This window comes from Serratia sp. Z4, assembly GCF_009900725.1.
Lineage (GTDB): Bacteria > Pseudomonadota > Gammaproteobacteria > Enterobacterales > Enterobacteriaceae > Serratia > Serratia nematodiphila.
The window spans coordinates 803,068-828,325 of the sequence record NZ_JAAABD010000002.1; the positions used below are offsets into that span (position 1 = coordinate 803,068).

Consider the following 25,258-nt stretch of genomic DNA (forward strand, 5'->3'; position numbering starts at 1 on the left):
TGGGGCAATTTAGCGTTGACACACCCGGAGCCGCTGGATATGATGCGCCCCGTTCACACGATTCCTCTGTAGTTCAGTCGGTAGAACGGCGGACTGTTAATCCGTATGTCACTGGTTCGAGTCCAGTCAGAGGAGCCATATTTAGAGAAGCCCGCTTAAGGAAACTTAAGCGGGCTTTTTGCTGTTGGGCGTTTACAGCCCGCGTTGTTCCATCAGCAGCGCCAGATCGACCAAGCGGTTGGAGAAGCCCCATTCGTTGTCATACCAGGCGAGCACTTTCACCAGGTTGCCGCCGATCACCAGCGTGGACAGGCCGTCGATGATCGACGAACGCGCATCGCCGCGATAGTCGCTCGATACCAGCGGTTCGTCACTGTACCCCAGGATCCCTTTCAGCGGGCCGGACGCCGCCGCCGCGCGGAAAGCGGCGTTGATCTCCTCCACCGTCGCCGGGCGCTTCAGCGTCACCGTCAGATCGACGATGGAAACCACCGGCACCGGCACCCGCAGCGAATAACCGGTCAGGCGGCCGTCCAGTTCGGGGATCACCTTGCCGAGCGCCTTGGCCGCGCCGCTGGAGTAAGGCACGATCGATTCCGCCGCCGCCCGCGCGCCGCGCAGATCTTTTTCCGGCTGATCGTGCAGCGCCTGGCTGTTGGTATAGGCATGCGTGGTATTCATCAAGCCGTATTCGATGCCGAACGCCTGATGCAATACCTGCGCGGCGGGCGCCAGCCCGTTGGTGGTGCAGCTGCCGTTGCTGACCACCTTATGCAGCGCCGGATCGTAGAGGTGATCGTTAACCCCCATCACCAGCGTGATGTCGTCATTCTTGGCCGGCGCTGAGATAATCACCCGCTTGGCGCCGCCGTGCGTGATGTGCACTTCCGCCTTGGCTTTATCGGTAAAGAAGCCCGTCGCTTCGATCACCACGTCCACGCCCACGCTGCTCCAGGGGATTTCGGCGGGATCGCGCTGCGAAAACACCTGAATCGGCCGGCCGTCCAGCAGCAGCTGGTTGTCGCCGGCTTCCACCCTGGCCGCCAGCGTGCCGGAAAGCGTGTCGTATTTCAGCAGGTGCGCCAGCGTCTTGCTGTCGGTCAGATCGTTGATCGCCACCACTTCAAAATCGCTGCGCCCCAGCGCCGCGCGCAGCACGTTGCGCCCGATCCTGCCGAAGCCGTTAATGCCTACTCTCACCATGATGCACTCCTCATTTGTGGACTTTGCCTAAAATCTAGCGCCGACCAGAAGCGGCGTAAATGACGTTTACCAATCAATTTACGCCAAATTGCGCGCATGAAAGCGTTCGCGGTATTCGCTCGGGGTCAGCTGCAGTTTGCGCTCAAACACCCGCCGCAGGTTAAGGCCGTTGCCGAAGCCGGTGGCCAGGGCAATCTGCTCGATACCTTCCGCGCTCTGTTCGAGGCGCTGCCTGGCGGTATGCAACCGCCCCTCTTCAACGAATTTGGCGGGAGAAATGCCCGTCTCGCGGGTGAACACCCGGGTAAAGTTGCGCGGGCTCATCGCCACGCGCTCGGCCAACCGATCGACGCTGAGATCGTCGGCGAGGTTTTCCAGGATCCAGGATTGCAGGTCACGGATCGGCCCCGGCGATTTGGCCTGGTTGAGCGGATAGCGGCTGAACTGCGCCTGCCCGCCGGGGCGGCGCAGAAACATCACCAGGTCCTGTGCCACTTCGCGCGCCTGCACGAAGCCGTAATCATCCTCCACCAGCGCCAGCGTCAGATCGAAGCCGGAGCTGACGCCGCCGGAGGTCCAGATCGGCCCGTCCTGCACGTAGATTGGGCCGTTTTCGACCTGCACCCGCGGGAAGCGCGCCTGCAGCGTTTCCGCCAGCCGCCAGTGGGTGGTCGCCCGCCGCCCGTCCAGCAACCCGGCTTCGGCCAGCAGCAGTGCGCCACCGCAAACGGAAGCGATACGGCGCGCCTGCGGCGCCGCGCGGCGCAGCCAATCGGCGACCAGAGCACCCTCTTCTTCGGTCGCCCCCTTGCCGGCGACGATCACGGTATCGCGCGGCAGGGCCGGATCGAGATCCGCCAGGCGATGATCGGCCAACAGGCTCAGCCCGGACAGGCCGTGCACCACCCGGTGAGATTGCGTGGTGGCGACCGCGATCTGATACAGCGGCGTCTCGGCAGGGCTCAGGCGATTGGCCTGCATCAGGATATCGGCGATGCCCGCCGCTTCGAACAGCATGCCCCCTTCAGGGACAATAATCAGGAATGAGTGCATGGCGATAATATAAATAACAATCAAAACAGGCCAGGCAACCACTGTATAAGAAAAGCCCCGTCGGTTCACCCTGCGGGTATAAAAAAGCCCGCCGATAATCACCGACGGGCCAGGAAGGAACGGCCATCAAGTCTGCGGCAGGTTCACCCCGCCGGCGCGCGCCAATTGCGCCAGCAGCGCCGTTTGAAACGCCTCATCGTGCACCGCCGCGTGAGGTTCAAACCGCTGCTGGTGGTGCCAATAGCCGCCGGACGCCAGTGCCTGCGGTTCATCGCTGCTCACCAGCCACGCCTGCGTCACGTGTCCCAGCGCCAGATCGTCGGGCGCATCCGCGCCGCCCATTTTGGTCGGCACCCAGCCGGGATCGACCGCGCTGCTGATGACGCCGGGCCACAGGCGCGCCACGGCGGCGGCCAGCGCGGTGACGAACAGCTTGCTGTCCGAATAGGAGCCGGCTGCGCCGCCAAGCCAGTCCACGCCGTTCAGTTCCGCCACGCCGTCAAAGTGCATGCTGCTGCTCAGGTAGACGATGCGATCGGGGCGTTCGATCAGGGCCGTCAGCAGATAGGGGGCCATCACGTTCACCGGCATCACCTGCGGCCCGGTGAACATGCCGGCGTTGTGGATCACCGCATTCGGGCGGCCGATGCGATTCACCTGCTCGGCAACCTGCCGGATCTGCTGCACCTCGGACAGATCGCCAATCACCGCCTGCGCGCCTTTATCCAGCAGATCGCGCACCGCCTCCAGACGGCCGGGGGCGCGCGCATGCAGGATCACCTGATGCCCTTCCTCCAACAGCGTTTGCGCGGCGGCGCGGCCCAGCCCGTCGACCGAACCGGTAATGAAAATGCGTGACATGCCACTCCTCCGTTTAGCGCCAGCCGAGCGCCGGCGCGACATGGGTTAAAATCGATTCGATAACGTGGGCGTTATAATCCACGCCCAGCTGGTTAGGCACGGTCAGCAGCAGCGTATCCGCTTCGGCGATGGCCTCGTCCTGCGCCAGCTGCTCGATCAGCGCGTCCGGCTCGGCGGCATAGCTGCGGCCGAAGATCGCCCGGGTCTGCGCGTCGATATATCCCAGCTGATCGCCCTCTTTGCCGCTGCCACCGAAGTAATTGCGATCCCGCTGATCCACCAGCGCAAAGATGCTGCGGCTCACGGAAACCCGCGGCTCGCGCGCATGGCCGGCCTCTTGCCAGGCGGCGCGATAGGCGCGGATCTGCTTGGCCTGCTGGATATGGAAGGGTTCGCCGGTCTCGTCATTCTTGAGCGTCGAGCTTTGCAGGTTCATGCCCAGCTTCGCCGCCCAGACGGCGGTGGCGTTCGAACCGGCGCCCCACCAGATGCGATCGCGCAGCCCGGCGGAAAACGGCTCCGGCCGCAACAGCCCGGGCGGATTGGGGAACATCGGCTGCGGATTGGGTTCAGCGAACCCTTCGCCGCGCAGCGCTTCCAGAAAGACTTCGGTATGGCGGCGGGCCATGTCAGCGTCGGTTTCGCCCTCGGCCGGGGCGTAACCGAAATAGCGCCAGCCGTCGATCACCTGCTCCGGCGAGCCGCGGCTGATGCCGAGCTGCAGCCGCCCGCCGGCGATCAGATCCGCCGCGCCGGCGTCCTCCACCATGTACAGCGGATTTTCATAGCGCATGTCGATCACGCCAGTGCCGATCTCGATACGTTGGGTTTTGGCGCCGATGGCGGCCAGCAGCGGGAACGGCGATCCCAGCTGACGCGCGAAGTGGTGCACGCGAAAATAGGCGCCGTCCGCCCCCAGATCTTCGGCGGCAACCGCCAGATCGATGGACTGCAGCAGCGCATCCGCTGCGGAACGGGTGCCGGACTGGGCGGAAGGCGTCCAGTGGCCAAACGAGAGAAAACCAATCTTTTTCATCGGGCATCGTCCTCAAAAGCAAAATCATCGGCCTACAGTGACAAAAACCGCGCGCCTTGCGCCAGCAAAATCGCCCCCGATCGCACTAAACGAACCGATTGCCGCCGCGCCGCCCGGCGATTGTAATCAAAAAACAAATGTCGTATAACAGGCAGCTCCGAGGGGTGTCCTGTTACGGGCTGAGATGGCGCAAGCCGAACCCTTTGAACCTGATCTGGGTCATGCCAGCGAAGGGACGGTTAGGCAACAACGCGATTACCCGTTGCCTGTTCATACCTCAGCGTGCCCGGATCTCCACTGACTCAAGGAGGTCCCATGTCCATCACCACCCTGTTCGAAAGCGGTCTTTACGGCCGGTTGCGCCACCATGCCGGCAGCCACTGGCAGGACTACGTCGATCACCCGTTTCTGCAGCAGCTGGCCGCCGGCACCTTGCCTGAACGCGCTTTTCGCCGCTACCTGACCCAGGACTATCTGTTCCTGCTGCACTTCGCCCGCGCCTACGCGCTGCTGGTCAGTAAGCTGCGCACCCTGCCGGAGATGCGCGCCGCCACCGCCTCGCTCAACGGCATCGTCGCCGAGCTGCCGTTGCACGTGGCCTACTGCGCCGAATGGGGGTTGAGCGAAGCGCAGATCGCCGCCCAGCCGGAGGCGGCGGAAACCATGAACTATACCCGCTACGTGCTGGACATCGGCCATGCCGGCGACGCCCTCGATCTGTTGGCCGGTCTGCTGCCCTGCGTGGCCGGCTATGCCGAAATCGGCCTGCGGCTGCTGCACGATCCAGCCACCCAGATGGAGGGCAATCCTTACGCCTCCTGGATCCGCAACTACGGCGACGAGGGCTATCTGGCCGGCGTGCGCGCCGCCATCGAGCTGCTCGAGACCGTCGGCCACCAGCGCGGCGCACAGGATCGCTTCACCGAGCTGGCGCAGATTTTCACCACCGCCACCCAACTGGAGTCGGCATTTTGGCAGATGGGGTTGAACGCCTCATGACCTCTCCGCTTCTCCCGCCCGGTATCCAGGTGCGGGATCTCAGCCTGCGTTTCGGTCAGCACATCGTCTTCGACCGGCTGAGCTTCGACATCGCCGGCGGCAGCTTCGTCGCCCTGCTCGGCGCCAGCGGCGCCGGCAAAACCAGCCTGCTGAAGATCATCGCCGGCCTGGCGCAGGCCAGCTCTGGTTCGGTGACCGGCAGCGACGGCCTGCCGATCGCCGGGCGCATCGCCTACATGGGGCAAAAAGATCTGCTTTACCCGTGGCTGACCATCGAGGAGAACGTCGCCCTCGGTTCGCGGCTGCGCGGCGAAACGCCGGATCGGGCGTGGGCGGCGCACCTGCTGGAGCGCGTGGGCCTGGCCGCGCATGGCCGCAGCCTGCCAGCCTCGCTGTCCGGCGGCATGCGCCAGCGCGCCGCCATCGCCCGCACGCTCTACGAACGCCAGCCGATCGTGCTGATGGACGAACCCTTTTCCGCGCTGGACGCCATTACCCGCGCCGAGATCCAGAGCCTGGCCGCCGAGCTGCTGGCGCAAAATACCGTGCTGTTGATCACCCACGATCCGATGGAAGCCTGCCGCCTGAGCCACCGGCTGCTGGTGCTGTCGCCCTGGCCGCTGGGCCTCGACGATACTCATCGCATCAGCGGGCTACCGCCGCGCGCGCCGGATGACGCCGACCTGCTGAAAAGCCAGGCCGAGCTGCTGCAGCAGCTGGTGAGGGCAGCACAATGAATAGTGCCCAAGAGCGTGGACTCACCCGCCTGCGGCGCGGGCTGACGGTATTCGTCGGCCTGCTGCTGCTGTGGTGGCTGGCGGCGCAAAGCGGCATCCCGGCCTTTCTGCTGCCCACGCCGGGCGCAGTGGCGCAGGCGCTGTGGGACGGGCGCGGCTATCTCGCCTGGCACACGCTGGTCACCGCTTCGGAAATCGTCAGCGGGCTGGTTCTGGGTGTGTTGCTCGGCGCGGCGCTGGCGCTGTGCATGATTTTCTCGCCGCGCCTGCAGCGCTGGCTGATGCCGCTGGTGCTCACCAGCCAGGCGATACCGGTGTTCGCCCTGGCCCCGCTGCTGGTGCTGTGGTTCGGCTTCGGCATGAGCGCCAAGGTGGCGATGGCGGTGCTGGTGATCTTCTTCCCGGTGGTGTCGGCCTTTTTCGACGGGCTGCGCCGGGTCAACAACGACTACCTCGATCTGGCGCGCACGATGCGCGCTTCGCGCTGGGCGCAGCTGCGGCACGTGCGGCTGATGGCGGCGCTGCCGGCCTTCGGCTCCGGCCTGCGCATGGCCGCCGCCGTCGCGCCCATCGGCGCCATCATCGGCGAATGGGTCGGCTCGGCCGAAGGGCTGGGCTATGTGATGCTGAACGCCAATGCGCGCATGCAGACCGACGTCTGCTTCGCCGCACTGTTTATTTTGGTGCTGATGACCGTGCTGCTGTGGGCCGCGGTGGATGCGCTGCTGCGGCGCCTGATCGCCTGGGCGCCGGAAAACGACTGATGATTGCAACCATAACCAGGGATAAAGGAACGACCATGATCAAACAAACCGTCTGCGGGCTGTTGCTCGGCGCCGCCATCACCGGCCAGGCCGGCGCGGCCGACAAGCTGACGCTGGTGCTCGACTGGTACATCAACCCCGATCACGCGCCGATTATGGTGGCCGAGCAGATCGGCGCCTTCAAGGCCGCAGGGCTGGACGTCAAGATCGTGCCGCCGTCCGATCCGGCGCTGCCGCCGCGACTGGTGGCCGCCAAACAGGCCGACCTCGCCATCACCTATCAGCCGCAGCTGCATTTCTTCGCCGATCAGGGCCTGCCGCTGATGCGCGTCGGCACGCTGATCAACACGCCGCTGAATACGGTGATCGCGCTGGATAAAAACATCACCTCGCCGGCGGATCTCAAAGGCAAAACGGTGGGTTACTCGGTCAGCGGCATCGAACAGGCGACGCTGGCCACCATGGTCGAACACGAGCATCTCAAACCGCAGGATATCAAGCTCATCAACGTCAACTTCCAACTGACTAGCGCCCTGCTGGCGGGCCAGGTCGATGCGGTGATCGGCGGCTACCGCAATATCGAAGCGCTGGAGCTGAAGCTGCAGGGCAAAAAGCCTGTGGTGTTCAACGTCGAAGACTACGGCGTGCCGGCCTACGACGAGTTGATCATCGTCGCCAACCGCGATGCGGTGAACGAGCCGAAAATTCGCAAATTCCTCGCCGCGCTGAAGCAAGGCAGCGACTACCTGCACGCGCACCCGCAGGACACCTGGTTGGCGTTCGCCAAGGCGCACCCGGAGCTAAATACCGAGCTGAACAAACAGGCGTGGCAAGCCAGCCTGCCGCTGTTCGCCCGCGATCCGGCCAAGTTGGATCGGGCCCGCTACCAGGCTTACGAACAGTTCCTGTTCGACAATAAGCTGATCAAGAAAATCACCCCGGTAGACCAGTACGCGGTGGAGCTGAACTGATCACGCCGAGGCGGCCGGCGGCGCCACCGTCACCTCGCCCTGGCCGCTGCGCTGCAGGGCCGCCTTCACCAGCCCATTGGCCTTGCAGCGTTCGATAAACGCGTTCACGTAGGCGGCGCCCTGCGTGTTTTGCCGCGGCACCGCCATCGCCTGGCGGATGGCGGTAAAATGTCCGTCCAGCACTCGGTAGCCGGGATGGGCGGCCGCGGCGGCCAACAGCGGTTGACGCACGCCGGCCGCCGCCTCCAGCCCCCGTTCGAAAAACAGCGCGATCGCCTCGGCGGAGGTTGCCGCCCGCACCAATTGCGCCTGCTGCAGCGTGCGTGATAAAAACAGATCGTACGCCGCCCCCTGCCCGACCGCGATGCGCACCTCCGGCCGGTCGAGCTGCGCCACCTCAGAGTAAGGCGCGTCGTTCGCCACCAGATAAGTCCCCTCGATGATCACGTAGGGTTCGCTGAAGGCGATTTGCGCCGCGCGCACCGGCTCGATGGCCATAAACGCCAGGTTCCAGGCGCCGCTGTCCAGATCGGCGAACACCTTGCCAGCCGCGTCATAGGTCACCAGCTCCAGCGCCACGCCCAGTTCGCGAGCCAGCGCGGCGGCCAGCTCCACCGAAGCGCCTTGCGGTTTGCCATCAGCCCCGGCCTGCGCCAGCACCGGATTGCCGTAGTTGATCGCTGCGCGCAACACGCCTTGCGGGGCCAGATCGTCGAGTACCGCTGCGGGGATTGTCTGCATACTTCCTCCTGAATGGCTGATGGATGCACCGTCGTGGCGCTCATTAAGCGTAGAGCGAAACCTCCGACCAGCAAGCTTTCGCCGCCGCGGCCGCCGTCGGTGTGATTAACGTCACACTATTGTCATAAAAATGTACAATAGCCGCCGCTCGTCGGCCGTAGCGGGAGATCGCGCGTTGTTCCGCCGCCGGCAATAGGCTATACCCTTCACTTTTCGCGCCGCGGCACGCTCGGCGGCGCAAACCAGGGCAGCAACGGTTTTATTTCAATCAGACAAGGTTTGGCGGATGGTTTTAGCAGTCGTTTCGTTTGTTCTCTTTTTGGCGTCGATTTTGATTTATCGCACCCGGGCCGCCGCCAACCGCTGGTGGTTCGCCATTCTGCTGACGCTGCTCGGCAGCTATCTGGTGCTGAACGTCATCCTGATCGCCAGCAACTACTTCACCGGCGACGGCATCACCGATGCGGTGATCTACACCGTCACCAGCAGCCTCAAAGGCGCGGGCATCAGCAAATACGTGCTGCCGTTTATCGGCCTGCTGGCGGCGCTGGGGGTGATTTTCGCGGTGCTGGCCCGCAGCCTGCTGCGCCGCAAGGCCAAAGGCAGCAGCGTGGCCTACAGCGTCGTCGCCGTGCTGCTGGCGCTGTTTTCTGTCGGCACCACCCCGGCGTTTCAGGACATCTCGCTGCTGGTCAAGAGCCAGATCGTCGGCGATACCGCCGATTTCACCACCTACTACAAGGCGCCGAAAAAGACCGTGCAGGGCAAACGGCCGAACCTGGTGTACATCTATGCCGAGAGTCTGGAGCGCACCTACTTCGATACCGAGCTGTTTCCCGGCCTGGCCGACGAGCTGAACGCCCTGCGCACGGACAGCATCGATTTCAGCAATACCCAGCAATTGCCGGGCACCGGCTACACCATCGCCGGCATGGTCGCCTCGCAGTGCGGCATTCCGCTGTTCGCGCCCTTCGACGGCAACGCCTCCAGCGCGGTCTCCACCTTCTACCCGGAGAACGTCTGCCTGGGCGACGTGCTGAAGGCCGCCGGCTACAGCAACTATTTCTATCAGGGCGCCGAGCTGGCGTTCGCCGGTAAAGACACCTTCCTGAAATCCCACGGCTTCGACCACGTTTACGGCTTCAAAGAGCTGCGCGATCGGGTCGCCGATCCGAGCTACAAAAACGACTGGGGCTGGTACGACGACAGCGTGCTGGACGTGGTGTACGGCAAGTTCGTCGAGCTGTCCAAACAGCGCCAGCCGTTCTCGCTGTTCACCCTGACCGTCGATACCCATCACCCGGACGGCTTTATCTCCGCCGGCTGCAGCAAGAAAAGCTACGCCTGGCAGAACAAGGAAAACCGCTCGCTGAGCGCGGTAGCCTGCAGCCAGCAACACATCGCCGCGCTGATCGACAAGATCAAACGCTCGCCCTATTTCAGCAATACCGTGATCGTGGTGTCCTCCGATCATCTGGCGATGAACAACACCGCCTACGATATCCTGACCAAACAGAAGCGCCGCAACCTGTTCTTCATCATCGACGGCACCCGGCCGCTGGCGGAACAGCGCAACGAGAAGCGCAGCACGCTGGACAACGGCGCCACGGTGCTGGACGTGATGGGCGGCGACAACTACATCGGCCTTGGCCGCAGCAGCCTGTCGGCGCCGTCGCTGTCTACGGTGTTCCTGAACATCGAAGAGAAGATCAACGGCTGGAAACCGGCGGTGATCAATCAGTGGGGCCTGCCGAACCGCATCAGCGACTACAGCGTGGATACGCGCCAACGCAGCTTCAGCTTCTCCGGCGTCACCTACAAGGTGCCGTTCATCCTGCGGGTGGGTGACAACCGCATCGAACCGATGTTCAACGTCTACCTCTCCACCCCACTGCGCAAGCAGCTGGCCGGGCTGGGGGCGGGGGAGAAATTCGTCTGGGTCGATAAATGCTACGAGATCGGCCGGGTCTGGGCGCCGCAGCTGGCGCTGAGCACCGACATCTGCGTGGCCTCGGGCACCCTGGCCTCGCCGCCGCAGATCGCGCAGGCCAGCGGCGAACGCTTCAACGGCAAGGTGAACTTCTCCGGCCCGGCGGCGGACAGCGTCGCCGATTATCAAAACGCCGTCGCCCGCCTGCAGGTGGACGACGCGGCGGTGAAATACCGGGCGGACGCCATCGAGTTCATGCTGCCCGGCATGCCGGAACAGGTGAAAGCCATCACCGGCGTCTCCGCCGTCGAGGAATGGGGCCGCTGGTCCGACGCCAATCTGGCGCCGGCGGTCGACATCGATTACGTCGATCCGCTGCCGAAGCGCTTCGATCTGGTGCTGCGCGCCCGCGCCTACGGCAACAACGTCGGCGAACCGATTTCGGTGCGCGTCGGCGACGAAGAGCGCTTCGTGTCGCTCGGTGAACAGGACAGCACCGTCACCCTGCGCTTCGACAACCCGCGCGGCGCGCAGAAGATCAGCATTACTCCGCCGGCGCCGACCGAGCCAAAAGAGAGCGCCAGCGGCGGCTTCACGCCGAAGAAGCTGGGCATCGGCCTGGTGTCGCTGAAGGTCGAAGCGGGCGCTCCCGCCTCCTGATCCCCCGCCTTCACGGGCGCGGTATTTTCTTTGCCGCGCCCGTCATTTCGACCAAGCTTTTACGCCCTTCTTCGGCTAACCTGTGACGGTAAAACGCCGCAACCCCGCCACAGAGCCGGGACATCCAAGGAGAAAGTATGAGCTATGCCCCACCTCGCAGCGGCCTCAGCGCCGATCAGGCACTCGATCAACTGGAAGCCCTGTATGACGCCGCGGTAGACGCGCTGCGGCAGGCGGTCAGTGACTTTATCAGCCACGGCACGCTGCCGGATGCACAAGCGCGCGCCGCCGGGCTGTTCGTGTATCCCGAACTGCGCGTCAGCTGGGACGGGCAGCAATCCGGCCCGAGCAAAACCCGCGCCTTCGGCCGCTTTACCCATCCCGGCAGCTACAGCACCACCGTGACCCGGCCGCAGCTGTTCCGCCACTATCTGGCCGAACAGCTGGCGATGCTGGAACACGATTACGCCGCCCATATCGAAGTGGCGCCGTCGCAGCAGGAGATCCCGTTCCCTTATGTCATCGACGGTTCCAGCCTGGCGCTCGATCGCTCAATGAGCGCCGGCATCGCGCAGCATTTCCCCACCACCGAGCTGGCGCAGATCGGTGACGAGACCGCCGACGGCCTGTACCACGCCACCGACAACCATTTCCCGCTGTCGCATTTCGATGCGCTGCGCGCGGATTTCTCGCTGGCGCGTCTGCGGCACTACACCGGCACGCCGGTGGAACATTTTCAACCGTTCGTGCTGTTCACCAACTACACCCGCTATGTGGACGAGTTCGTGCGCTGGGCCTGCGCCCAGATCGCCGATCCGGCCAGCCCGTACATCGCGCTCTCCAGCGCCGGCGGCACCTACATCACGCCGGAAACCAGCGCCCCGGAGCAGGCGGTGTCCGATCTGGCGTGGAAAAACCACCAGATGCCGGCCTATCACCTGATCTCGCGCACCGGCCAGGGCATCACGCTGATCAACATCGGCGTCGGCCCATCCAACGCCAAGACCATCTGCGATCACCTGGCGGTGCTGCGCCCGAGCGCCTGGCTGATGATCGGCCACTGCGGCGGCCTGCGCGAAAGCCAGAAGATCGGCGATTACGTGCTGGCCCACGCCTATCTGCGCGACGATCACGTGCTGGATGCGGTGCTGCCGCCGGATATCCCGATCCCGAGCATCGCCGAGGTGCAGCGCGCCCTGTATGACGCCACCAAGATGGTCAGCGGCATGCCCGGTGAAGAGGTCAAACAGCGTTTGCGCACCGGCACCGTCGTCACCACCGACGATCGCAACTGGGAGCTGCGCTACTCCGCTTCGGCGCGCCGCTTCAACCTCAGCCGCGCGGTGGCGGTCGACATGGAGAGCGCCACCATCGCCGCTCAGGGTTATCGCTTCCGGGTGCCGTACGGCACGCTGCTGTGCGTCTCCGACAAACCGCTGCACGGCGAGATCAAACTGCCGGGCCAGGCCAACCGCTTCTACGAAGGGGCGATCTCCGAGCACCTGCAGATCGGCATCTGCGCCATCGATTTGTTGCGCGCCGAGGGCGATCGCCTGCACTCGCGCAAGCTGCGCACCTTCAACGAACCGCCGTTCCGCTAACGGTGCTCAGGCCCGCTGCGGCGGGCCGTTTTTTCCTCAACGCACCAGCGCCAGCGCGCGCTTCTCCTGGCTGCGGCCGCCGGCGATCGACAGCAACAGGTCTTTCACCAGCAGCGCCGGGGCGGACAGCCCCTGTTGGCTGGACATGCACAGTGACAGCGGCACCGACATCGTCGGCGCATTGATGCGCGCCATCCAGGCCTTGGCCGGGCCGATCATCGCGCGCGCCACCGATTCCGGCAGCACGGTCGCCCCCAACCCGCTGGCGATCGCGGCGCTCAGCGCGCCCGAGGATTCGATCTCCCCCACCACGTTGGCAGCCAGCTTGCGCAGCGCCATCGCCTCCTCCAGCTGGTTGCGCACCGCATCGCCCTCGCGCGGCAGGAACAGGTTCAGCCGCGCCACGTCCAGCAGCTCGACGCTGTTGCCGGGATGCGGCACCGCGCGCGTCGCCACCAGATAAAGATCTTCCCGCATCAATGCGATGGCGTGCAGACCGGCGGGCATTTTGGCGCCGTAGACCATCGCCATGTCCAGCGTCTGGTTAGCCACCTGCCCGGCCAACGCCGCGCCGCCGTTTTCATGCAGGCTGAGCAGGATGCCCGGCTGCTGATCGCGCAGGGTCTGCAACAGCGGCAGCGCCAGCTGCGCCGCAGTGCTGCCCGACGCCAGCCCGAGAGACACCTGGCCGCTCATCGCCTGCCCGGCGCTGTTGACCGCGCTCTGCGCCTGTTCGCACTGGCGCAGAATGGTCTGCGCGTGGGCATACAGAATGTTGCCGGCCTCGGTCGGCTGCACCCCGCGCTTGGTGCGGATCAGCAGCTGCTGCTTCAGCTCCCCTTCCAGCGTCGCCAACTGCTGGCTGAGCGCCGGTTGGGCGATGTGCAACACCTCCGCTGCCTGGGTCAGGCTGCCGATATCGACGATTTTCACGAAGTACTTCAGACGTCTGAAATTCATAGTGCCTCCAGCGAGCCGCTAAATTGAGAATGCCGAAATCCGGTCATGCAATCACAGCAAGATCCAGGCCAGAGTCGGTAAACGGCCGTGGAAGCGGGGTACAAGGCGGTAAATGGCCGTTCGCCGGGCGGCGCGCGCCACCGCGCAGGGCAACCGTTGCACCATCGGCAGGCAAATGCGCCACACAACGGGCAATTCGACGGCGCTGCGCGCGGGATAAGCGACAAAAGCGAGAAAAAGCAGCAGGTTGGGCAATCTTGCAGCAAACGAACGCATCGGGCGTTTTCACGCTTTACAAGCCGCAACCGCCCCGCTATTATTCGCCCCGTTCCAACGATTCCTCTGTAGTTCAGTCGGTAGAACGGCGGACTGTTAATCCGTATGTCACTGGTTCGAGTCCAGTCAGAGGAGCCAAATTTAGAGAAGCCCGCTCAGGGAAACCCGAGCGGGCTTTTTGCCTTTCAGCCGCCGTCAAAAGCTGCGTTTCGCCACCAGATAGGCGCCCGCCACCAGCAATAAGGCGCCGACCAGCGCCGGCAGATTCTCACGCAGCGCCGCCGGACCGGCGCGATAGGCATCGGCCAACAGCCCCATGCACAGCTGGCTGGCGACCAGGATCGAAATGGTGGCCGCCGCCCCCAGCTTCTGGTAACCCAGAATGCCGGCGAACACGAACAGCGATCCCAACAGCCCCGGCAACAGCATCCACCACCTGGCGGCGCCGGTCACTTCCGCCACCGCGCCGAGGCCGTTTTTGGCCAGCAGCAACCCCACCAGCAACAACAAACCGACGCTGGAGTTGATCACCAGCGTAATGAGGATGGTCGAAACGCTTTCGGTAATGCGCACCATCAGCAGATTCTGCACCACCAGCCCCATTCCCGCCGCGATCAGCAGTAACAGCATATTCATCGCCCTGTCTCCCGGGATCAGCGCGCGGGCGGCGTCGCCCGCTCGTCGAGCCTCAGCTGCAGGAAGGTCAGATCCAGCCATTGGCCGAATTTGGCGCCCACTTGTTCCATGCGCCCCACGTCGCGAAACCCCAGCGCCAGATGCAGCTTAATCGAGGCCTGATTGCCGGATTCGATGCCGGCCACCATCACGTGCTTGCCGATTTCCCGCGCCCGTGCGATCAGCGCCAGCAGCAACGACTTGCCAATCCCTGCGCCACGATGCGCCTGATGGACATACACCGAATGTTCCACGGTATGGCGATAACCATCCCAGGCGCGCCAGTCGCCGAACGACGCGTAGCCGATCGCCTCGTCCGCGGCGTTCACCGCCACCAGCACCGGGTAGCCCGCCGCCTGCCGCTCGCCGATCCACGCCGCGCGGTTGGCCGCATCCACGGTTTGTTCATTCCAGATGGCGGTGCTGTTCAACACCGCGTCGTTATAGATAGCGGCAATCGCCGCGCTATCGTTGAGCGTCGCATTTCGTATAATCATGGTTTACCCCGGCCAATTGTCCACTATAATACTACGATATGAATATTAAATTAGACAATCTAAATCAGCTGATCGGCGCGCGCATTCGCATTGAACGCGAGGCGCGCCACTGGTCGCTGTCCGATTTGGCCGAACGGGCGGGCGTATCGCGGGCGATGGTGCATAAGATCGAACGCGGCGAGAGCAGCCCGACGGCGATGCTGTTGGGCAGACTGGCGGGGGCGTTCGGTCTCAGCATGTCCAAACTGATCGCCCGCGCGGAAACGCAGGAAGGCCGGCTGCTGCGCCGGGAAGATCAACCGGTCTGGGTCGATCCGGAGAGCGGCTACGTGCGGCGCCACGTGTCGCCGCGCACCGATCTGCCGCTCGATCTGGTGCGCATCGAACTGCCGGCCGGCGCAGCGATCCCGATGCCGGCTTCGGTGTATGCCTTCAAGCGTCAGCTGATCTGGGTTTTATCCGGCGAACTGGTCTTTCTTGAGGGCGACGCGCGCCATGAAATGGCCGAAGGAGACTGCCTGGAGCTCGGCCCACCGGCGGACTGCCGCTTTGAAAACCAAAGCGATGAGGCATGCGTGTATATGGTGGCGGTGCTGAGCGCCGCCTGACGGCTCACCGGCGCTACCCCGGCGTCGGCTGGTTATAGCCGGCGTGGAAAAACTTCTCCGCCAACCGGCTGTCGCCGCCGGAGAAGAACTCGCTCATCGGCTCGCGGCCGAGGCCATAGGCACGGCTGAGCTGCCCAGCCTCGAACGCCGCCCGGTTCTCGTCGCCGCAGCGCTGCGCCAAATGGTGCGCATAACCGAGCACGAAACCGCGCTTGTAGTCGGAGCAAAAGCGCGACAGCTCCGCCTCCGGCTTCAGGTTCTCCACCTTTAACCCCGCCAACAACCCTTTGCCAAAATGATCTCCCACGGGTTCCTCCTCACCGCACAATCGCTATATAACAAAATATACAGCGAATGAGCGAACGAGAACATACTCCCTAAGTTTTACTCGCCGCATAAAAAAGGCCCGCCAAGCGGGCCTGCGAGAAAGCGGGCAATCACAGCGTGAAATTCAGCCCTTCGCTGACGGTCTTGCCGAGCGGCAGGCGGCCCGACGGCGCTTCTTTCTCCTGCAGGAAATCCGGCAGGCGGGCTTTGTCGCCCGGCTTGCCGATCGCCACCATGGCGTGCACCGCATAGTCGTCCGGCAGCTGCAACGCCGCTTTGATCTTATCGTGGTGAATGCCGCTCATGCAGTGGGTCAGCCAGCCTTTCAGATGCGCCTGATGCGCCAGGTTGGCCCAGGCCGCGCCGGTGTCGAATGCATGGGTCGGGTTGTCCACCAGACGCTCGCCGTTCAGGCTGGTGGTTTTGGAGACGATCACCACCAGCGCCGAGGCGTGTTGCGCCCAGCCGCGGTTGAAGTCGATCAGGAACTCCAGGTAGTTCTCCCAGCTGTCGGAGCCGTGCTTGCTGTAGGCAAAGCGCCACGGCTGAATGTTGTAGGCCGAAGGCGACCAGCGCGCTGCTTCAAAGAAGCTCAGCAGCGTTTGATCGTCGATGGCGTCGTTGGTCATCGCGCGCGGCGACCAGCGCTCGATAAATTGCGCGTCAATCGGGTAATCGGAGATTCTTGGCTGGCTCATGATAGGTTCTCGCAGTGAAGTAAAAACAAAAGTTCGCTGATATTCCCACAGCTTAGGACGGTAAAACTTTTATTTCGTGCCATTGTCCTGCGGCAATTCCTGCCGCAGCCAGGCCAGAAACGCCCTGACCGGCGGATGCCGCTCGCGCCCCGGGGCGCACAGCACGCTGTATGCGGCGCCCGGTACGCGCACCTCCGGCCGGTACGCCACCAGCAGACCGTTGTCCACCATCTCGGACACCATCACCGAGCTGGCGAGCACCCATCCCTGCCCGGCCACCGCCGCCTGCAGGGCGTAATGCTCCTCGTGATAGCTGCGCATCGCCGCATGGCGCTGCCACCAGTCCACGCCGGCGGCCCGGCACCAGTCATGCCAGCCGCTGTCGTACAGCGCCGAATCCCCCCACTTGACGGTGATCAGCACCGGATTTTCCGGCGGAGCGGCGGCCAGCCCCGGCGCGGCGTAGACGCCAAAGCTTTCCTCCAGCCGCGCCGCCTGATGCAGCGCGGGATAGTGCGCGCGGCTGTAGCGCACCGCCACATCCACGCTGGCGTCCTGCTGCAGGTCGATCACCTCGGCGCAGGCCTCCAGGCGCACCAGATAGTGCGGATGCGCCTGGTAGAAACGCCCCAGGCGCGGCACCAGCCACAGCGCCGCGAACGAGTGCGTCACCGAGACGCACAGCGAGCCGCTGCTGGGCTGCGGCCGCAGGCCCTCAAGCGTGGCGGCGACATCAAGCAGCGCGCCGTGCACGCCGGCAAACAGCGTTTCGCCCTTCGCCGTCAGCCGCACGCCGCGCGGCACCCGCTCGAACAGCGCAAAACCCAGCTGCTGTTCCAGCGCCTTGATCTGGTGCGAAATCGCCGTCGGCGTCACCGCCAGCTCGGCCGCCGCCAGCTTGAAGCTGCGCAGGCGAGCGGCGGATTCAAAGGTGCGTAACGCGTTGACGGGCAGCGTAGCGAACATGGCGAAGCCTCTTGGGATGAGTTGAGTTCATCCTGGCAGAAAAACCGTCATTTGTCGCCTGCAGACGTTCGCTTCTAGATTAAGGCTGAGTTCACTTCACACCAAGGAGTATGACATGAATACAGCTCATCAATCCAAGCGCCTGGTGGTGCTGATCGGCAGCCCGCGCCGCGACGGCAACAGCGCCACGCTGGCGCAGGCGATCATGGCGGGCGCCGCCGAAGCCGGCACTTCCGCCAGCCTGCATTTTCTCGACGATTACCTGAGCGGTTTTCTCAGCGATGAGCGCCACGCGCCGCCGCCGGCCGATCGCTACGCCGAGCTGTTCCTGGAGCACTTCCTGCCGGCCGACGGCGCGGTATTTTGCACGCCGATTTACTGGTACGGCATGTCGGCGCAAACCAAGGCCTTTTTCGATCGCTCGTTCAGCTTCTATTCCAACGCCTACCCTCAGGCGGAACAGGTGCACCAACGCATGAGCGGCAAACGCATCGGGTTGGCGGTGGCGTCGGAAGAAACTTATCCCGGCGCGGCGCTGGGCATCGTGCATCAGATCCAGGAGTTCAGCCGCTACACCCATTCCGCCTTCGTCGGACTGGTGCACGGCGCCGGCAACCAGCGCGGCGAGATCGCCCGCGATCCGCGCAACCCGCTGCGGGCCGCCCGCGAGTTGGGGCGCGAGTTCTTCACCCGCCCCTACTCGGATTATCAGATGGACAGCCCGCGCAGCACGCAGGTTTGGACGGAATAGCCACGGCCTCAACCGCCACTGCCGATTTGCCAGATAAAGGTCGGCGTATGGCGGTTAATTTCCCAGTCACCGATATTGCGCGCCTTGTAGATCACCGGATTATGTGAAGAGAGCGTGCGCGCATTGCGCCAGTGGCGATCCAACGCCTTGCCGGTACGGGTATCTGAAGCGCCGAGCGCATTGAACAATTCACCGGCGGCGCGCTGCACCCACTCCCCGGCGATGACCTGCGCCCTGGCCGCGTCCAGCTCCGCCGTCACGTTAAGCGCCTGCAGCAGCGCTTCATCGCCGGATCGATGCGCCTCATAAGCCTGCTGCAGCGAGGAAGTCGCTTTTAGCACCGTCGCCTCGACCGCATAGGCCCAGGCGCTGATTTGCCCCACCACCTGCTGGATCTGCACGTCGTCCTTCACCCAACCGGCGTTGCCGTGGCTATAGATCCTTTTACGTTGCCTCACGCCCTCGCCGACGTCTCGCAGCACCGCGCGGCCGATCCCCGCCAGCGTCGCCAGCAACACATGCTGATAGAACGCAGTTTGGTAGCGGAAGCGCTCGGCAAAGTCATAGACGTGCGCCTGCTCGACCTGCGCATCAATAAAACGCGTGGTGCCGCTGCCGGTAGTGCGTTGGCCAAATCCGTCCCAGTCGTCGTCGCGCTCTACGCCCGGCTGGGCGACGTTAACCAAAGCGATCACCGGGCCGCCGCTGTCGCTGCGCTCGGCATACACGTCGATCCAATCGGCAAACAGACTGCCGGTGCTGTAAAATTTCTCGCCGTTGAGCGACCAGCCGTCGGCCTGCGGCGTTACCCGGGTATTGACCTGCCCCAGCTTCACGCCGCCGATCTCGGTCCAACCGCTGCCGACCAGCTCGCCGTCGAGAAAGCGTTCGAACCAGCGATCGCGCTCCGGGCCGTCCGGCGCGTTCAGCCGATCTTCCACGAAGGCGAAATGCGCCCGCAGCGCCTGCGGCAGGTTAGAGTCCGCCTCCGCCAGTTCGGCCAGCAGTTCGAACAGCTGCGGCAACGAAGCGCCGTCGCCGCCCTTTTCACGCGGGATGCGCACCCTGCCGAACCCCGCCTCTTTCAGCCAACGGATCGGTTCATGCGGCAGCGTGCGCGACAGCTCGCGCTCCACCGCCCCGGCGGCGATTTCGGCGAAGATCGGCCGAAATCGCGCGGCCAGCTGTGCGTAGTCTGCTCCGGTGGATAACAGGTGTTGCGTCATGTCAGTGTCCTCTGTGGTTAAGCGCGATCGGCCAGATCGTCGATATCGCGCGCCGTCGGTTCGAAGCGAATGATCAGCAGGAAGACGATGGGGATCGCCGCCGCCAGTGAAACAATCCAAAACATGTCGGTGCCGAAGCGCGCCTGCAAAATCGGCAGAATAAACAGCGCCAGCGCGCTGCCGATACCGGACAGCGAACGGCCGAAACCGACGCCGGTGGCGCGGATCGCCGTCGGGTAAGAGAGCGCCGGGTAAATCATCATCTGCGCGCCGGGGCCGAAGCCTTCGGCGAACAGCCATAGGCCCAACATCAGGATCGCCAGCCCAACGCCGAACGCCGCCTGCGGATGCCCGATCAACGCCAGGGCAATCAGCGCGATAAACTGCAGCGCAAATCCGGCGATCGCCACGTGGCGCGACGGATACTTCCATGCCAGACGCATGCCGAGCAGGCCACCGGTAAAGGCGAACAACACGTTCAGCCCGAGCGAGGCGGAGAGGGTTTCAAACACCCCGGCGCCGAGAAACTGCGCCAGAATCGACGGCAGAAAGAAGGCGATGGCGGTGTATTCAAAGGAAATGCAAACGTTCATCACGCAGGAGACCAGAGTGCGCTCGCGGTACGGCTTGCGGAACAGCACGCGGAAGCTGACCTTCGCCGCCGCCGGTTGGGCGGCGTCAGGTTCCGCCTCATGGGCGGCGATGCCGTATGACTCACGCAGGATGCGCGCCGCCTCTTTCAAATCGCCCTGGTTAGCGGCCCACAGCGGCGACTCGTTCATAAACTTGCTGCGCACCATGATGATCAGCAGCGCCGGCACCGCGCCGAAAATCAACGAGGCGCGCCACAGCCAGTTCGCATGTTCGGCCGGCAACAGAAAATAGAGCGCAAAGATGATCAGAAAACACATCGACGAAGCGGCGTACCACATCGGGCACCAGGCCGCCAGGCGCGACGCCTTGTTGGCCTTGCCGGAGAATTTGGAGAATTCGGCCAGATAGGCCATCGCCACCGGCAAATCGATGCCGACGCCAATACCCATCAAAAAGCGCGCGCCGATCAGCACCCAGACGTTGGGCGCCAGCCCGGCGGCGATGGCGGAAACCACAAAAAACAGCATATCGGCCATAAACACCTGATAGCGGCCGTACTTGTCGGTCAACCAGCCGCCGACCAGGTTGCCGAGAATGGTCCCGACCATGATCGAAGAAGTTACCACCCCGGTCAGCAGCGGGCTGAGGCTGAATTCACGCACCACGTCATCGATGCCGTAAGACAGCGTGGTCAGATCATAGGCATCGAGAAAAACACCGCCCAGCGCCAACAGCACGATCATGCGCGCATGGGTATTTTTCTCGCTGCGTTGGTTAATCAAACGCGCCACATCGCTGGCGGAGCCGATGGGCGCAGATAACGGCGGCGCGGTATCGATATTTAAGGTACTCATAGCTTCCTCGTTGTAATTGGCAGGTGACACCTCGTTTATAGGGTGAAAAAATTACGCCGACAAACAACAAATATTTCTATAAATATCATTAAAATCAATAAATTAAACACAGTTACAGCGTAACGGAAACGCCGGATTAACACGCGTTAATCCGGTCTTTATCACGGCCATTTCGGGCGGGGATTATTCTGCCGAGACCGGCACCAGCACGCCTTTCACCAGCGGGTCGTCGGTGTTTTTCAGCCACGCCTGCAACCTGGGATCGGCAAACGCCCGCTGCAGCTTGCGAATATTTTCGTCCTGCAGATAGGGCGTGCCAATCACCAGCTGCGAGGCGAAGGTCTTCGGCGCCGGTGGGAACAAGATGCCCTTCTCACGCGGCACTTTGCCGGCGTCGAACTGCGACACATAGCCAATGGCCGCATCTACCGAATTCAGCGCGCGCGGCATGGTCAGCAAATCCAGCTCCTTGAAGTTAAAATGGCGTTTGTTCTCGCGAATGTCTTTCAGCCTGGCGGTGCGCGCCTCGATCGCCGGATCCAGCCCGATCAGTCCAATGCGCTGCAGCAGCCACAACGCCTGCCCCTGATTGGCGCCGTCGTTGGGCACCACGATCTCCGCGCCGTCCGGCAACTCGGCGATCGACGTATAGCGGTCGGAATAGATGCCGAACGCCCACTGAAACACCGGCAGCGTCGGGGTCAGCTTAAAACCGTTGGCCTCCACCACCTGCTTTAGCCACCACTGGTGCTGGTAGATCGTGGCGGCGTACTGCCCCTGCGCCACCGCACGATCGGCCTGCACCGGGTCCTGCAGGCCAACCGCCTCCAGCCTGAGGCCGTAATCCGGCGCGATATGCTCGCCGACGTACTCGATCACCCGCTGCTCTCCGGCCATCGCCGGCTCAAAGTGCACTTTCAGCGTGCTGCCGAACTGCACCGTCTGCTGCTGGCGGGCGCTGAAGTGCCAAACCGCGACGGCGATAATCGCCACCGCCGCGATACCCACCGGCCACGGCCAGCGTTTCTTCTTCACTATCTCAAAATCGTGATTAGGCATGATTAAAGGGTTTCCTGATGATGACGCAACGCGGCGACCAGGCGGTCACCAATAAACTGAATCAGTTGGATCGTGGCGATCAGCACCACAATGGTGGCGATCATGATGTGATTGTCGAAACGCTGGTAGCCGTACACCACCGCCAGATAGCCGATGCCGCCTGCGCCAATGGTGCCGGCGATGGCCGAATACTCGATCATCGAGATGACGTTCAGCGTGATGGCGGCGACGATCGCCGGCAGCGCCTCGCTGAGCTGCGCGCGGGTGACTATCTGCCAGATCGAACCGCCGGACACCAGCCCCACCGCCGTCACCTCCGGCGGCAGTTCGCGCAGCGCGTTCTCCACCAGCCGGCCGAAGAACGGAATACCGGCGACGATCATCGGGATCACCGCCGCCGGAATGCCGATGGTGGTGCCGGTCAACCAGAAGGTGAACGGAATAATCGCCGCCATCAGCACCAGAAACGGCAGCGAACGGCCCATGTTCACCAACCAGCTCAGCGCGCGATTCAGCGCCGGGCGCGGAAACAAGCCGCGCGATGAGGTGTTGAACAGCACCACGCCGACGGCGCCGCCAATCGCCACCACAAACAGCATCACGATGCCGACCATCAGCCAGGTTTCGCCGTAGGCCGGCAGCATCAACCGATGGATCTCGCGCCAGGGTGTGTCCTGGCTCATCACGCTGTCAGACAGATTTTTCATACCGCCTCCTTCAACGCCGCCGGCTGTTCCAGCACCTCGGCGAGAATGCCCAACCGCCGCAGCTCGTCCTGCAGTTCAGCCACCGAACGCGAACCGCCGCCAAAACGCACCGCAATCTCCAACCGCCCGGCCAGGCTGCCGCCCACCACTTCAACGTGCCCGCCCAACAGATCGATCTGCAGGTCGAGTTGGCGGCTGATGCGGCTGATCCAGTCGGTGGCCGCCGGTTGACGGGCACAGTAGGTTACCTGCAGCCGCAACGCGGCGTCGGACGCCAGCGTCTTCAGCGGGAACAGCCGGCGGCCCAGCGAGGAATCGGGCGCTGCCAACAGCTCGCGCACCGGCCCTTGCTGCACAATCACGCCGTCGCGGATCTCGGCCACCGCGTCGGCGGCATCGCGCACCGCATCCATCTCGTGGGTGATCAGGATGATCGACAGGCCATACCGATCGCGCAGCTGTTTAAGTAGGCTGAGAATGGCCCCGGTGGCGTCCGGATCCAGCCCGGAGGTGGCCTCATCCGCCAGCAGCACCGACGGATTCAGCGCCAGCGCGCGGGCGATGCCGACCCTTTGGCGCTGGCCGCCGGACAGCTGCGCCGGGTAAAACGCCGCCTTGTCCGCCAGCCCCACCGCCGCCAGCAGGCTCTTTACCCGCTTGTCGATATCGCGCGGCACCACGCCCAGATAGGTCAACGGCAGCGCCACATTCTGCCAGGCGGTTTTGCGCTGCAGCAGCGCGGAAGACTGGAACACCGTGCCTATCGCCCGCCGCTCCCTGCGCAGCGCCTCGCCCGCAAGCCGCGACAAGTCCTGGCCGTTCACCCGGATACTGCCGCTGCTCGGCCGCTCCAGCAGGCTGATGCATTTCGCCAGCGTCGATTTGCCCGCCCCGCTGGGGCCGACCACGGCGGTAATCGATCCGGCCGGCACCCGCAGCGAAACGCCCTTCAGCACCTCAATCCGGCGCCCGTCCGGCGCGCGGTAAGCCTTGTGCAACTCCTCAATCTCTATCATCGCATCCTCACTTGACGCTCAGTGCATCGGCCAAGGACGCGCCGGCCGGCCAGCGGTAGCCCACCGCCGGGTGCGGCTCCGCCAGGCGCGGCCCCTGATTGAACAATTTTTCTCGCAGAGTGCCCGCCGTGTAGTCGCGCTTGTACGCTCCGCGTTTTTGCAGCTCGGGGATCAGCAGTTCCACCACGTCGGTGAAGGTTTCATGGGTAACGGCGTAGGCCAGATTGAAACCGTCAACATCCGTTTCCTCCACCCACGCCTGCAGTTCGTCGGCCACGGTTTGCGGGCCGCCCACCAACAGCGGGCCGAAACCGCCGATGCCGACCCATTCGGCGATGCCCTGTACTGTCCATTCACGGCTGGGATCGGCGCTGGAGAAAGTTTCCACCGCCGACTGAATGGCATTGGTGTGCAGATGCTTCAGCACCTGATCCGGCTGATACTGGCCGAAATCGATGCCGGTCCAGCCGGACACCAGCGCCAGCGCGCCTTCGTAGCTGGTATAGGATTTGTATTCCCGCCATTTTTCCTGCGCCTGTTGGTCCGTTTCACCGACGATCACCGTCTGCAGGTTGAAGATCAGGATGCTGCGCGGATCGCGCCCGGCCTCGGCGGCGCGGCGGCGGATATCGGCTACGGTTTTTTTCAGCAATGTTTTCGAAGGAGAAGCGACAAACACGCATTCGGCGTGTTCCGCAGCAAACTGCTTGCCGCGGCTGGAAGCGCCGGCCTGATACAGCACCGGCGTGCGCTGCGGCGAAGGCTCGCTCAGATGAATGCCCGGCACCTGGAAGAACTCGCCCTTGTGGTTGATCGGATGAATTTTCGCCGGATCGCTGAAGATGCGCCGCTGACGATCGCGCAAAATCGCGCCGTCTTCCCAACTGCCCTCCAGCAGCTTGTAAACCACCTGCAGGTATTCATCGGCGTAGTCGTAGCGCGCATCGTGATCGGTCTGCGCCCGGTGGCCAATATTGCGCGCGCCGCTCTCCAGGTAAGAGGTGACGATATTCCAACCGATGCGCCCCTTGGTCAGGTGATCAAGCGTCGACAATCTGCGGGCGAAAGGATAAGGGTGCTCGAATGACAGCGAGGCGGTCAGCCCGAAGCCGAGATGTTCGGTAACCAGCGCCATTGGCGTCACCAGCGCCAGCGGATCGTTAACCGGCACCTGCGTAGCCTGGCGGATCGCCGCGTCGCCGCTGCCGTTAAGCACGTCGTAAATCCCCAGCACGTCGGCGATAAACAATCCATCGAACTTGCCGCGTTCCAGCAGGCGCGCCAGATCGGTCCAATATTCGAGATCCTTATACTGCCAGGAACGGTCGCGCGGGTGCGCCCACAGCCCCGGCGACTGATGGCCGACGCAGTTCATATCAAAAGCGTTAAGACGAATTTCACGTTGCGATGACATAGCGAGCTCCACAATTATCTGCCGGCCACGGGCGGAGCCGGGCCGGATGGGGGGTCTTAGGGTGTTAAAAACGG

26 protein-coding genes, 2 tRNA genes and 1 riboswitch are annotated in these 25,258 nt (G+C 63.7%); of the genes, 10 read left to right on the forward strand and 18 right to left on the reverse strand.

The annotated features are described in order from the left end of the window. The first annotated feature begins 62 nt into the window (after positions 1–62). Positions 63–138: transfer RNA gene (locus GT753_RS11685), tRNA-Asn, on the forward strand. A gap of 54 nt (positions 139–192) precedes the next feature. On the opposite strand, the gene gap is transcribed toward GT753_RS11685, so the two are convergent. The 4 genes from gap to GT753_RS11705 all read right to left on the reverse strand — a co-directional run bounded on the left by gap (position 193) and on the right by GT753_RS11705 (position 4,153). Then, entirely contained in the window at positions 193–1,203 is a 1,011-nt protein-coding gene (gap, locus tag GT753_RS11690) for a type I glyceraldehyde-3-phosphate dehydrogenase (RefSeq protein WP_033632647.1), read from the reverse strand. Between the two features lie 78 nt (positions 1,204–1,281). Next, positions 1,282–2,256, reverse strand: coding sequence for a GlxA family transcriptional regulator (locus tag GT753_RS11695; RefSeq protein WP_004935441.1), 975 nt, complete (start codon positions 2,254–2,256; stop codon positions 1,282–1,284). A 126-nt stretch (positions 2,257–2,382) separates the two neighbouring features. After that, positions 2,383–3,117, reverse strand: coding sequence for an SDR family NAD(P)-dependent oxidoreductase (locus tag GT753_RS11700; RefSeq protein WP_160125597.1), 735 nt, complete (start codon positions 3,115–3,117; stop codon positions 2,383–2,385). A gap of 13 nt (positions 3,118–3,130) precedes the next feature. Next, entirely contained in the window at positions 3,131–4,153 is a 1,023-nt protein-coding gene (locus GT753_RS11705) for an LLM class flavin-dependent oxidoreductase (protein ID WP_015378399.1), read from the reverse strand. Between the two features lie 150 nt (positions 4,154–4,303). Further along, a riboswitch (TPP riboswitch) is annotated at positions 4,304–4,406 on the forward strand. A 62-nt stretch (positions 4,407–4,468) separates the two neighbouring features. On the opposite strand from GT753_RS11705, the gene tenA reads away from it, so the two are divergent. The 4 genes from tenA to GT753_RS11725 are packed head-to-tail and all read left to right on the forward strand — an operon-like array spanning position 4,469 to position 7,624. Then, positions 4,469–5,152, forward strand: a complete 684-nt coding sequence (tenA, locus tag GT753_RS11710) for a thiaminase II (RefSeq protein ID WP_025303400.1) — start codon at positions 4,469–4,471, stop codon at positions 5,150–5,152. Continuing rightward, a complete protein-coding gene (locus GT753_RS11715; protein WP_033632644.1) occupies positions 5,149–5,889 on the forward strand; it encodes an ABC transporter ATP-binding protein in 741 nt (246 codons plus the stop codon). Before tenA ends, GT753_RS11715 begins: the two co-directional genes overlap by 4 nt. Then, positions 5,886–6,653 (forward strand): ABC transporter permease, encoded by a 768-nt coding sequence (locus GT753_RS11720; RefSeq protein WP_015378402.1) that lies wholly within the window; start codon positions 5,886–5,888, stop codon positions 6,651–6,653. The genes GT753_RS11715 and GT753_RS11720 overlap by 4 nt, the downstream gene beginning before the upstream one ends. Positions 6,654–6,688: 35 nt before the next feature. Further along, positions 6,689–7,624: an ABC transporter substrate-binding protein gene (locus GT753_RS11725; protein ID WP_044030898.1), complete on the forward strand. Its 936-nt coding sequence runs from the start codon at positions 6,689–6,691 to the stop codon at positions 7,622–7,624. Here the strand turns inward: GT753_RS11725 and GT753_RS11730 are convergent, their stop codons facing one another. Next, complete coding sequence (locus GT753_RS11730; protein ID WP_004935461.1) at positions 7,625–8,365, reverse strand: transporter substrate-binding domain-containing protein; 741 nt, start codon at positions 8,363–8,365, stop codon at positions 7,625–7,627. It lies immediately after the preceding gene. A 286-nt stretch (positions 8,366–8,651) separates the two neighbouring features. Between GT753_RS11730 and opgB the strand changes: the two genes are divergently transcribed. Both opgB and GT753_RS11740 read left to right on the forward strand, forming a co-directional pair. Further along, positions 8,652–10,955, forward strand: coding sequence for a phosphatidylglycerol--membrane-oligosaccharide glycerophosphotransferase (gene opgB, locus GT753_RS11735; RefSeq protein WP_160125598.1), 2,304 nt, complete (start codon positions 8,652–8,654; stop codon positions 10,953–10,955). A 137-nt stretch (positions 10,956–11,092) separates the two neighbouring features. Then, positions 11,093–12,556 (forward strand): AMP nucleosidase, encoded by a 1,464-nt coding sequence (locus GT753_RS11740; RefSeq protein ID WP_015378406.1) that lies wholly within the window; start codon positions 11,093–11,095, stop codon positions 12,554–12,556. Positions 12,557–12,592: 36 nt separating this feature from the next. Here GT753_RS11740 and nac read toward each other — a convergent pair whose 3' ends face one another. Together nac and GT753_RS11750 are read right to left on the reverse strand one after the other, a co-directional pair. Then, the gene (gene nac, locus GT753_RS11745; RefSeq protein WP_015378407.1) at positions 12,593–13,516 is read right to left on the reverse strand and encodes a nitrogen assimilation transcriptional regulator NAC; all 924 of its coding nucleotides are present in this window, start codon (positions 13,514–13,516) and stop codon (positions 12,593–12,595) included. A gap of 51 nt (positions 13,517–13,567) precedes the next feature. Then, positions 13,568–13,792 carry a hypothetical protein gene (locus GT753_RS11750; protein WP_130054808.1) on the reverse strand — a complete coding sequence of 75 codons (225 nt, stop codon included), beginning with the start codon at positions 13,790–13,792 and terminating at the stop codon, positions 13,568–13,570. Between the two features lie 62 nt (positions 13,793–13,854). Between GT753_RS11750 and GT753_RS11755 the strand changes: the two genes are divergently transcribed. After that, a tRNA-Asn gene (locus GT753_RS11755) sits at positions 13,855–13,930 on the forward strand. 57 nt (positions 13,931–13,987) lie between these two features. Here GT753_RS11755 and GT753_RS11760 read toward each other — a convergent pair. Both GT753_RS11760 and GT753_RS11765 read right to left on the reverse strand, forming a co-directional pair. Further along, entirely contained in the window at positions 13,988–14,428 is a 441-nt protein-coding gene (locus GT753_RS11760; RefSeq protein ID WP_015378408.1) for a DMT family transporter, read from the reverse strand. 17 nt (positions 14,429–14,445) lie between these two features. After that, positions 14,446–14,964: a GNAT family N-acetyltransferase gene (locus GT753_RS11765; protein ID WP_015378409.1), complete on the reverse strand. Its 519-nt coding sequence runs from the start codon at positions 14,962–14,964 to the stop codon at positions 14,446–14,448. A 38-nt stretch (positions 14,965–15,002) separates the two neighbouring features. Here GT753_RS11765 and GT753_RS11770 point away from each other — a divergent pair, with 38 nt between their 5' ends. After that, entirely contained in the window at positions 15,003–15,572 is a 570-nt protein-coding gene (locus tag GT753_RS11770; RefSeq protein WP_015378410.1) for an XRE family transcriptional regulator, read from the forward strand. 13 nt (positions 15,573–15,585) lie between these two features. On the opposite strand, the gene GT753_RS11775 is transcribed toward GT753_RS11770, so the two are convergent. From GT753_RS11775 to GT753_RS11785, 3 genes are all read right to left on the reverse strand, one after another. Next, entirely contained in the window at positions 15,586–15,879 is a 294-nt protein-coding gene (locus GT753_RS11775; RefSeq protein ID WP_015378411.1) for a DUF2623 family protein, read from the reverse strand. 130 nt (positions 15,880–16,009) lie between these two features. Continuing rightward, positions 16,010–16,597, reverse strand: a complete 588-nt coding sequence (locus GT753_RS11780; RefSeq protein ID WP_015378412.1) for a nitroreductase family protein — start codon at positions 16,595–16,597, stop codon at positions 16,010–16,012. Positions 16,598–16,666: 69 nt separating this feature from the next. Continuing rightward, positions 16,667–17,563: a LysR substrate-binding domain-containing protein gene (locus GT753_RS11785; protein ID WP_082996628.1), complete on the reverse strand. Its 897-nt coding sequence runs from the start codon at positions 17,561–17,563 to the stop codon at positions 16,667–16,669. A gap of 115 nt (positions 17,564–17,678) precedes the next feature. Here GT753_RS11785 and GT753_RS11790 point away from each other — a divergent pair, with 115 nt between their 5' ends. Beyond that, positions 17,679–18,314, forward strand: a complete 636-nt coding sequence (locus GT753_RS11790; protein ID WP_021505837.1) for a flavodoxin family protein — start codon at positions 17,679–17,681, stop codon at positions 18,312–18,314. 8 nt (positions 18,315–18,322) lie between these two features. Here GT753_RS11790 and GT753_RS11795 read toward each other — a convergent pair whose 3' ends face one another. From GT753_RS11795 to GT753_RS11820, 6 genes are all read right to left on the reverse strand, one after another. Beyond that, positions 18,323–19,540, reverse strand: a complete 1,218-nt coding sequence (locus GT753_RS11795; RefSeq protein ID WP_015378415.1) for an acyl-CoA dehydrogenase family protein — start codon at positions 19,538–19,540, stop codon at positions 18,323–18,325. Between the two features lie 17 nt (positions 19,541–19,557). Next, complete coding sequence (locus GT753_RS11800) at positions 19,558–20,988, reverse strand: MFS transporter (RefSeq protein ID WP_021505838.1); 1,431 nt, start codon at positions 20,986–20,988, stop codon at positions 19,558–19,560. Positions 20,989–21,171: 183 nt separating this feature from the next. Then, on the reverse strand, positions 21,172–22,047 hold the full coding sequence (locus tag GT753_RS11805; protein WP_076740683.1) for a MetQ/NlpA family ABC transporter substrate-binding protein: 876 nt from the start codon (positions 22,045–22,047) through the stop codon (positions 21,172–21,174). Positions 22,048–22,049: 2 nt separating this feature from the next. Beyond that, on the reverse strand, positions 22,050–22,754 hold the full coding sequence (locus tag GT753_RS11810; protein ID WP_004940850.1) for a methionine ABC transporter permease: 705 nt from the start codon (positions 22,752–22,754) through the stop codon (positions 22,050–22,052). Continuing rightward, positions 22,751–23,770 carry a methionine ABC transporter ATP-binding protein gene (locus GT753_RS11815; protein WP_021505840.1) on the reverse strand — a complete coding sequence of 340 codons (1,020 nt, stop codon included), beginning with the start codon at positions 23,768–23,770 and terminating at the stop codon, positions 22,751–22,753. Before GT753_RS11815 ends, GT753_RS11810 begins: the two co-directional genes overlap by 4 nt. Positions 23,771–23,777: 7 nt before the next feature. After that, positions 23,778–25,184, reverse strand: a complete 1,407-nt coding sequence (locus GT753_RS11820; protein WP_118891889.1) for an LLM class flavin-dependent oxidoreductase — start codon at positions 25,182–25,184, stop codon at positions 23,778–23,780. Positions 25,185–25,258: the final 74 nt, after the last annotated feature.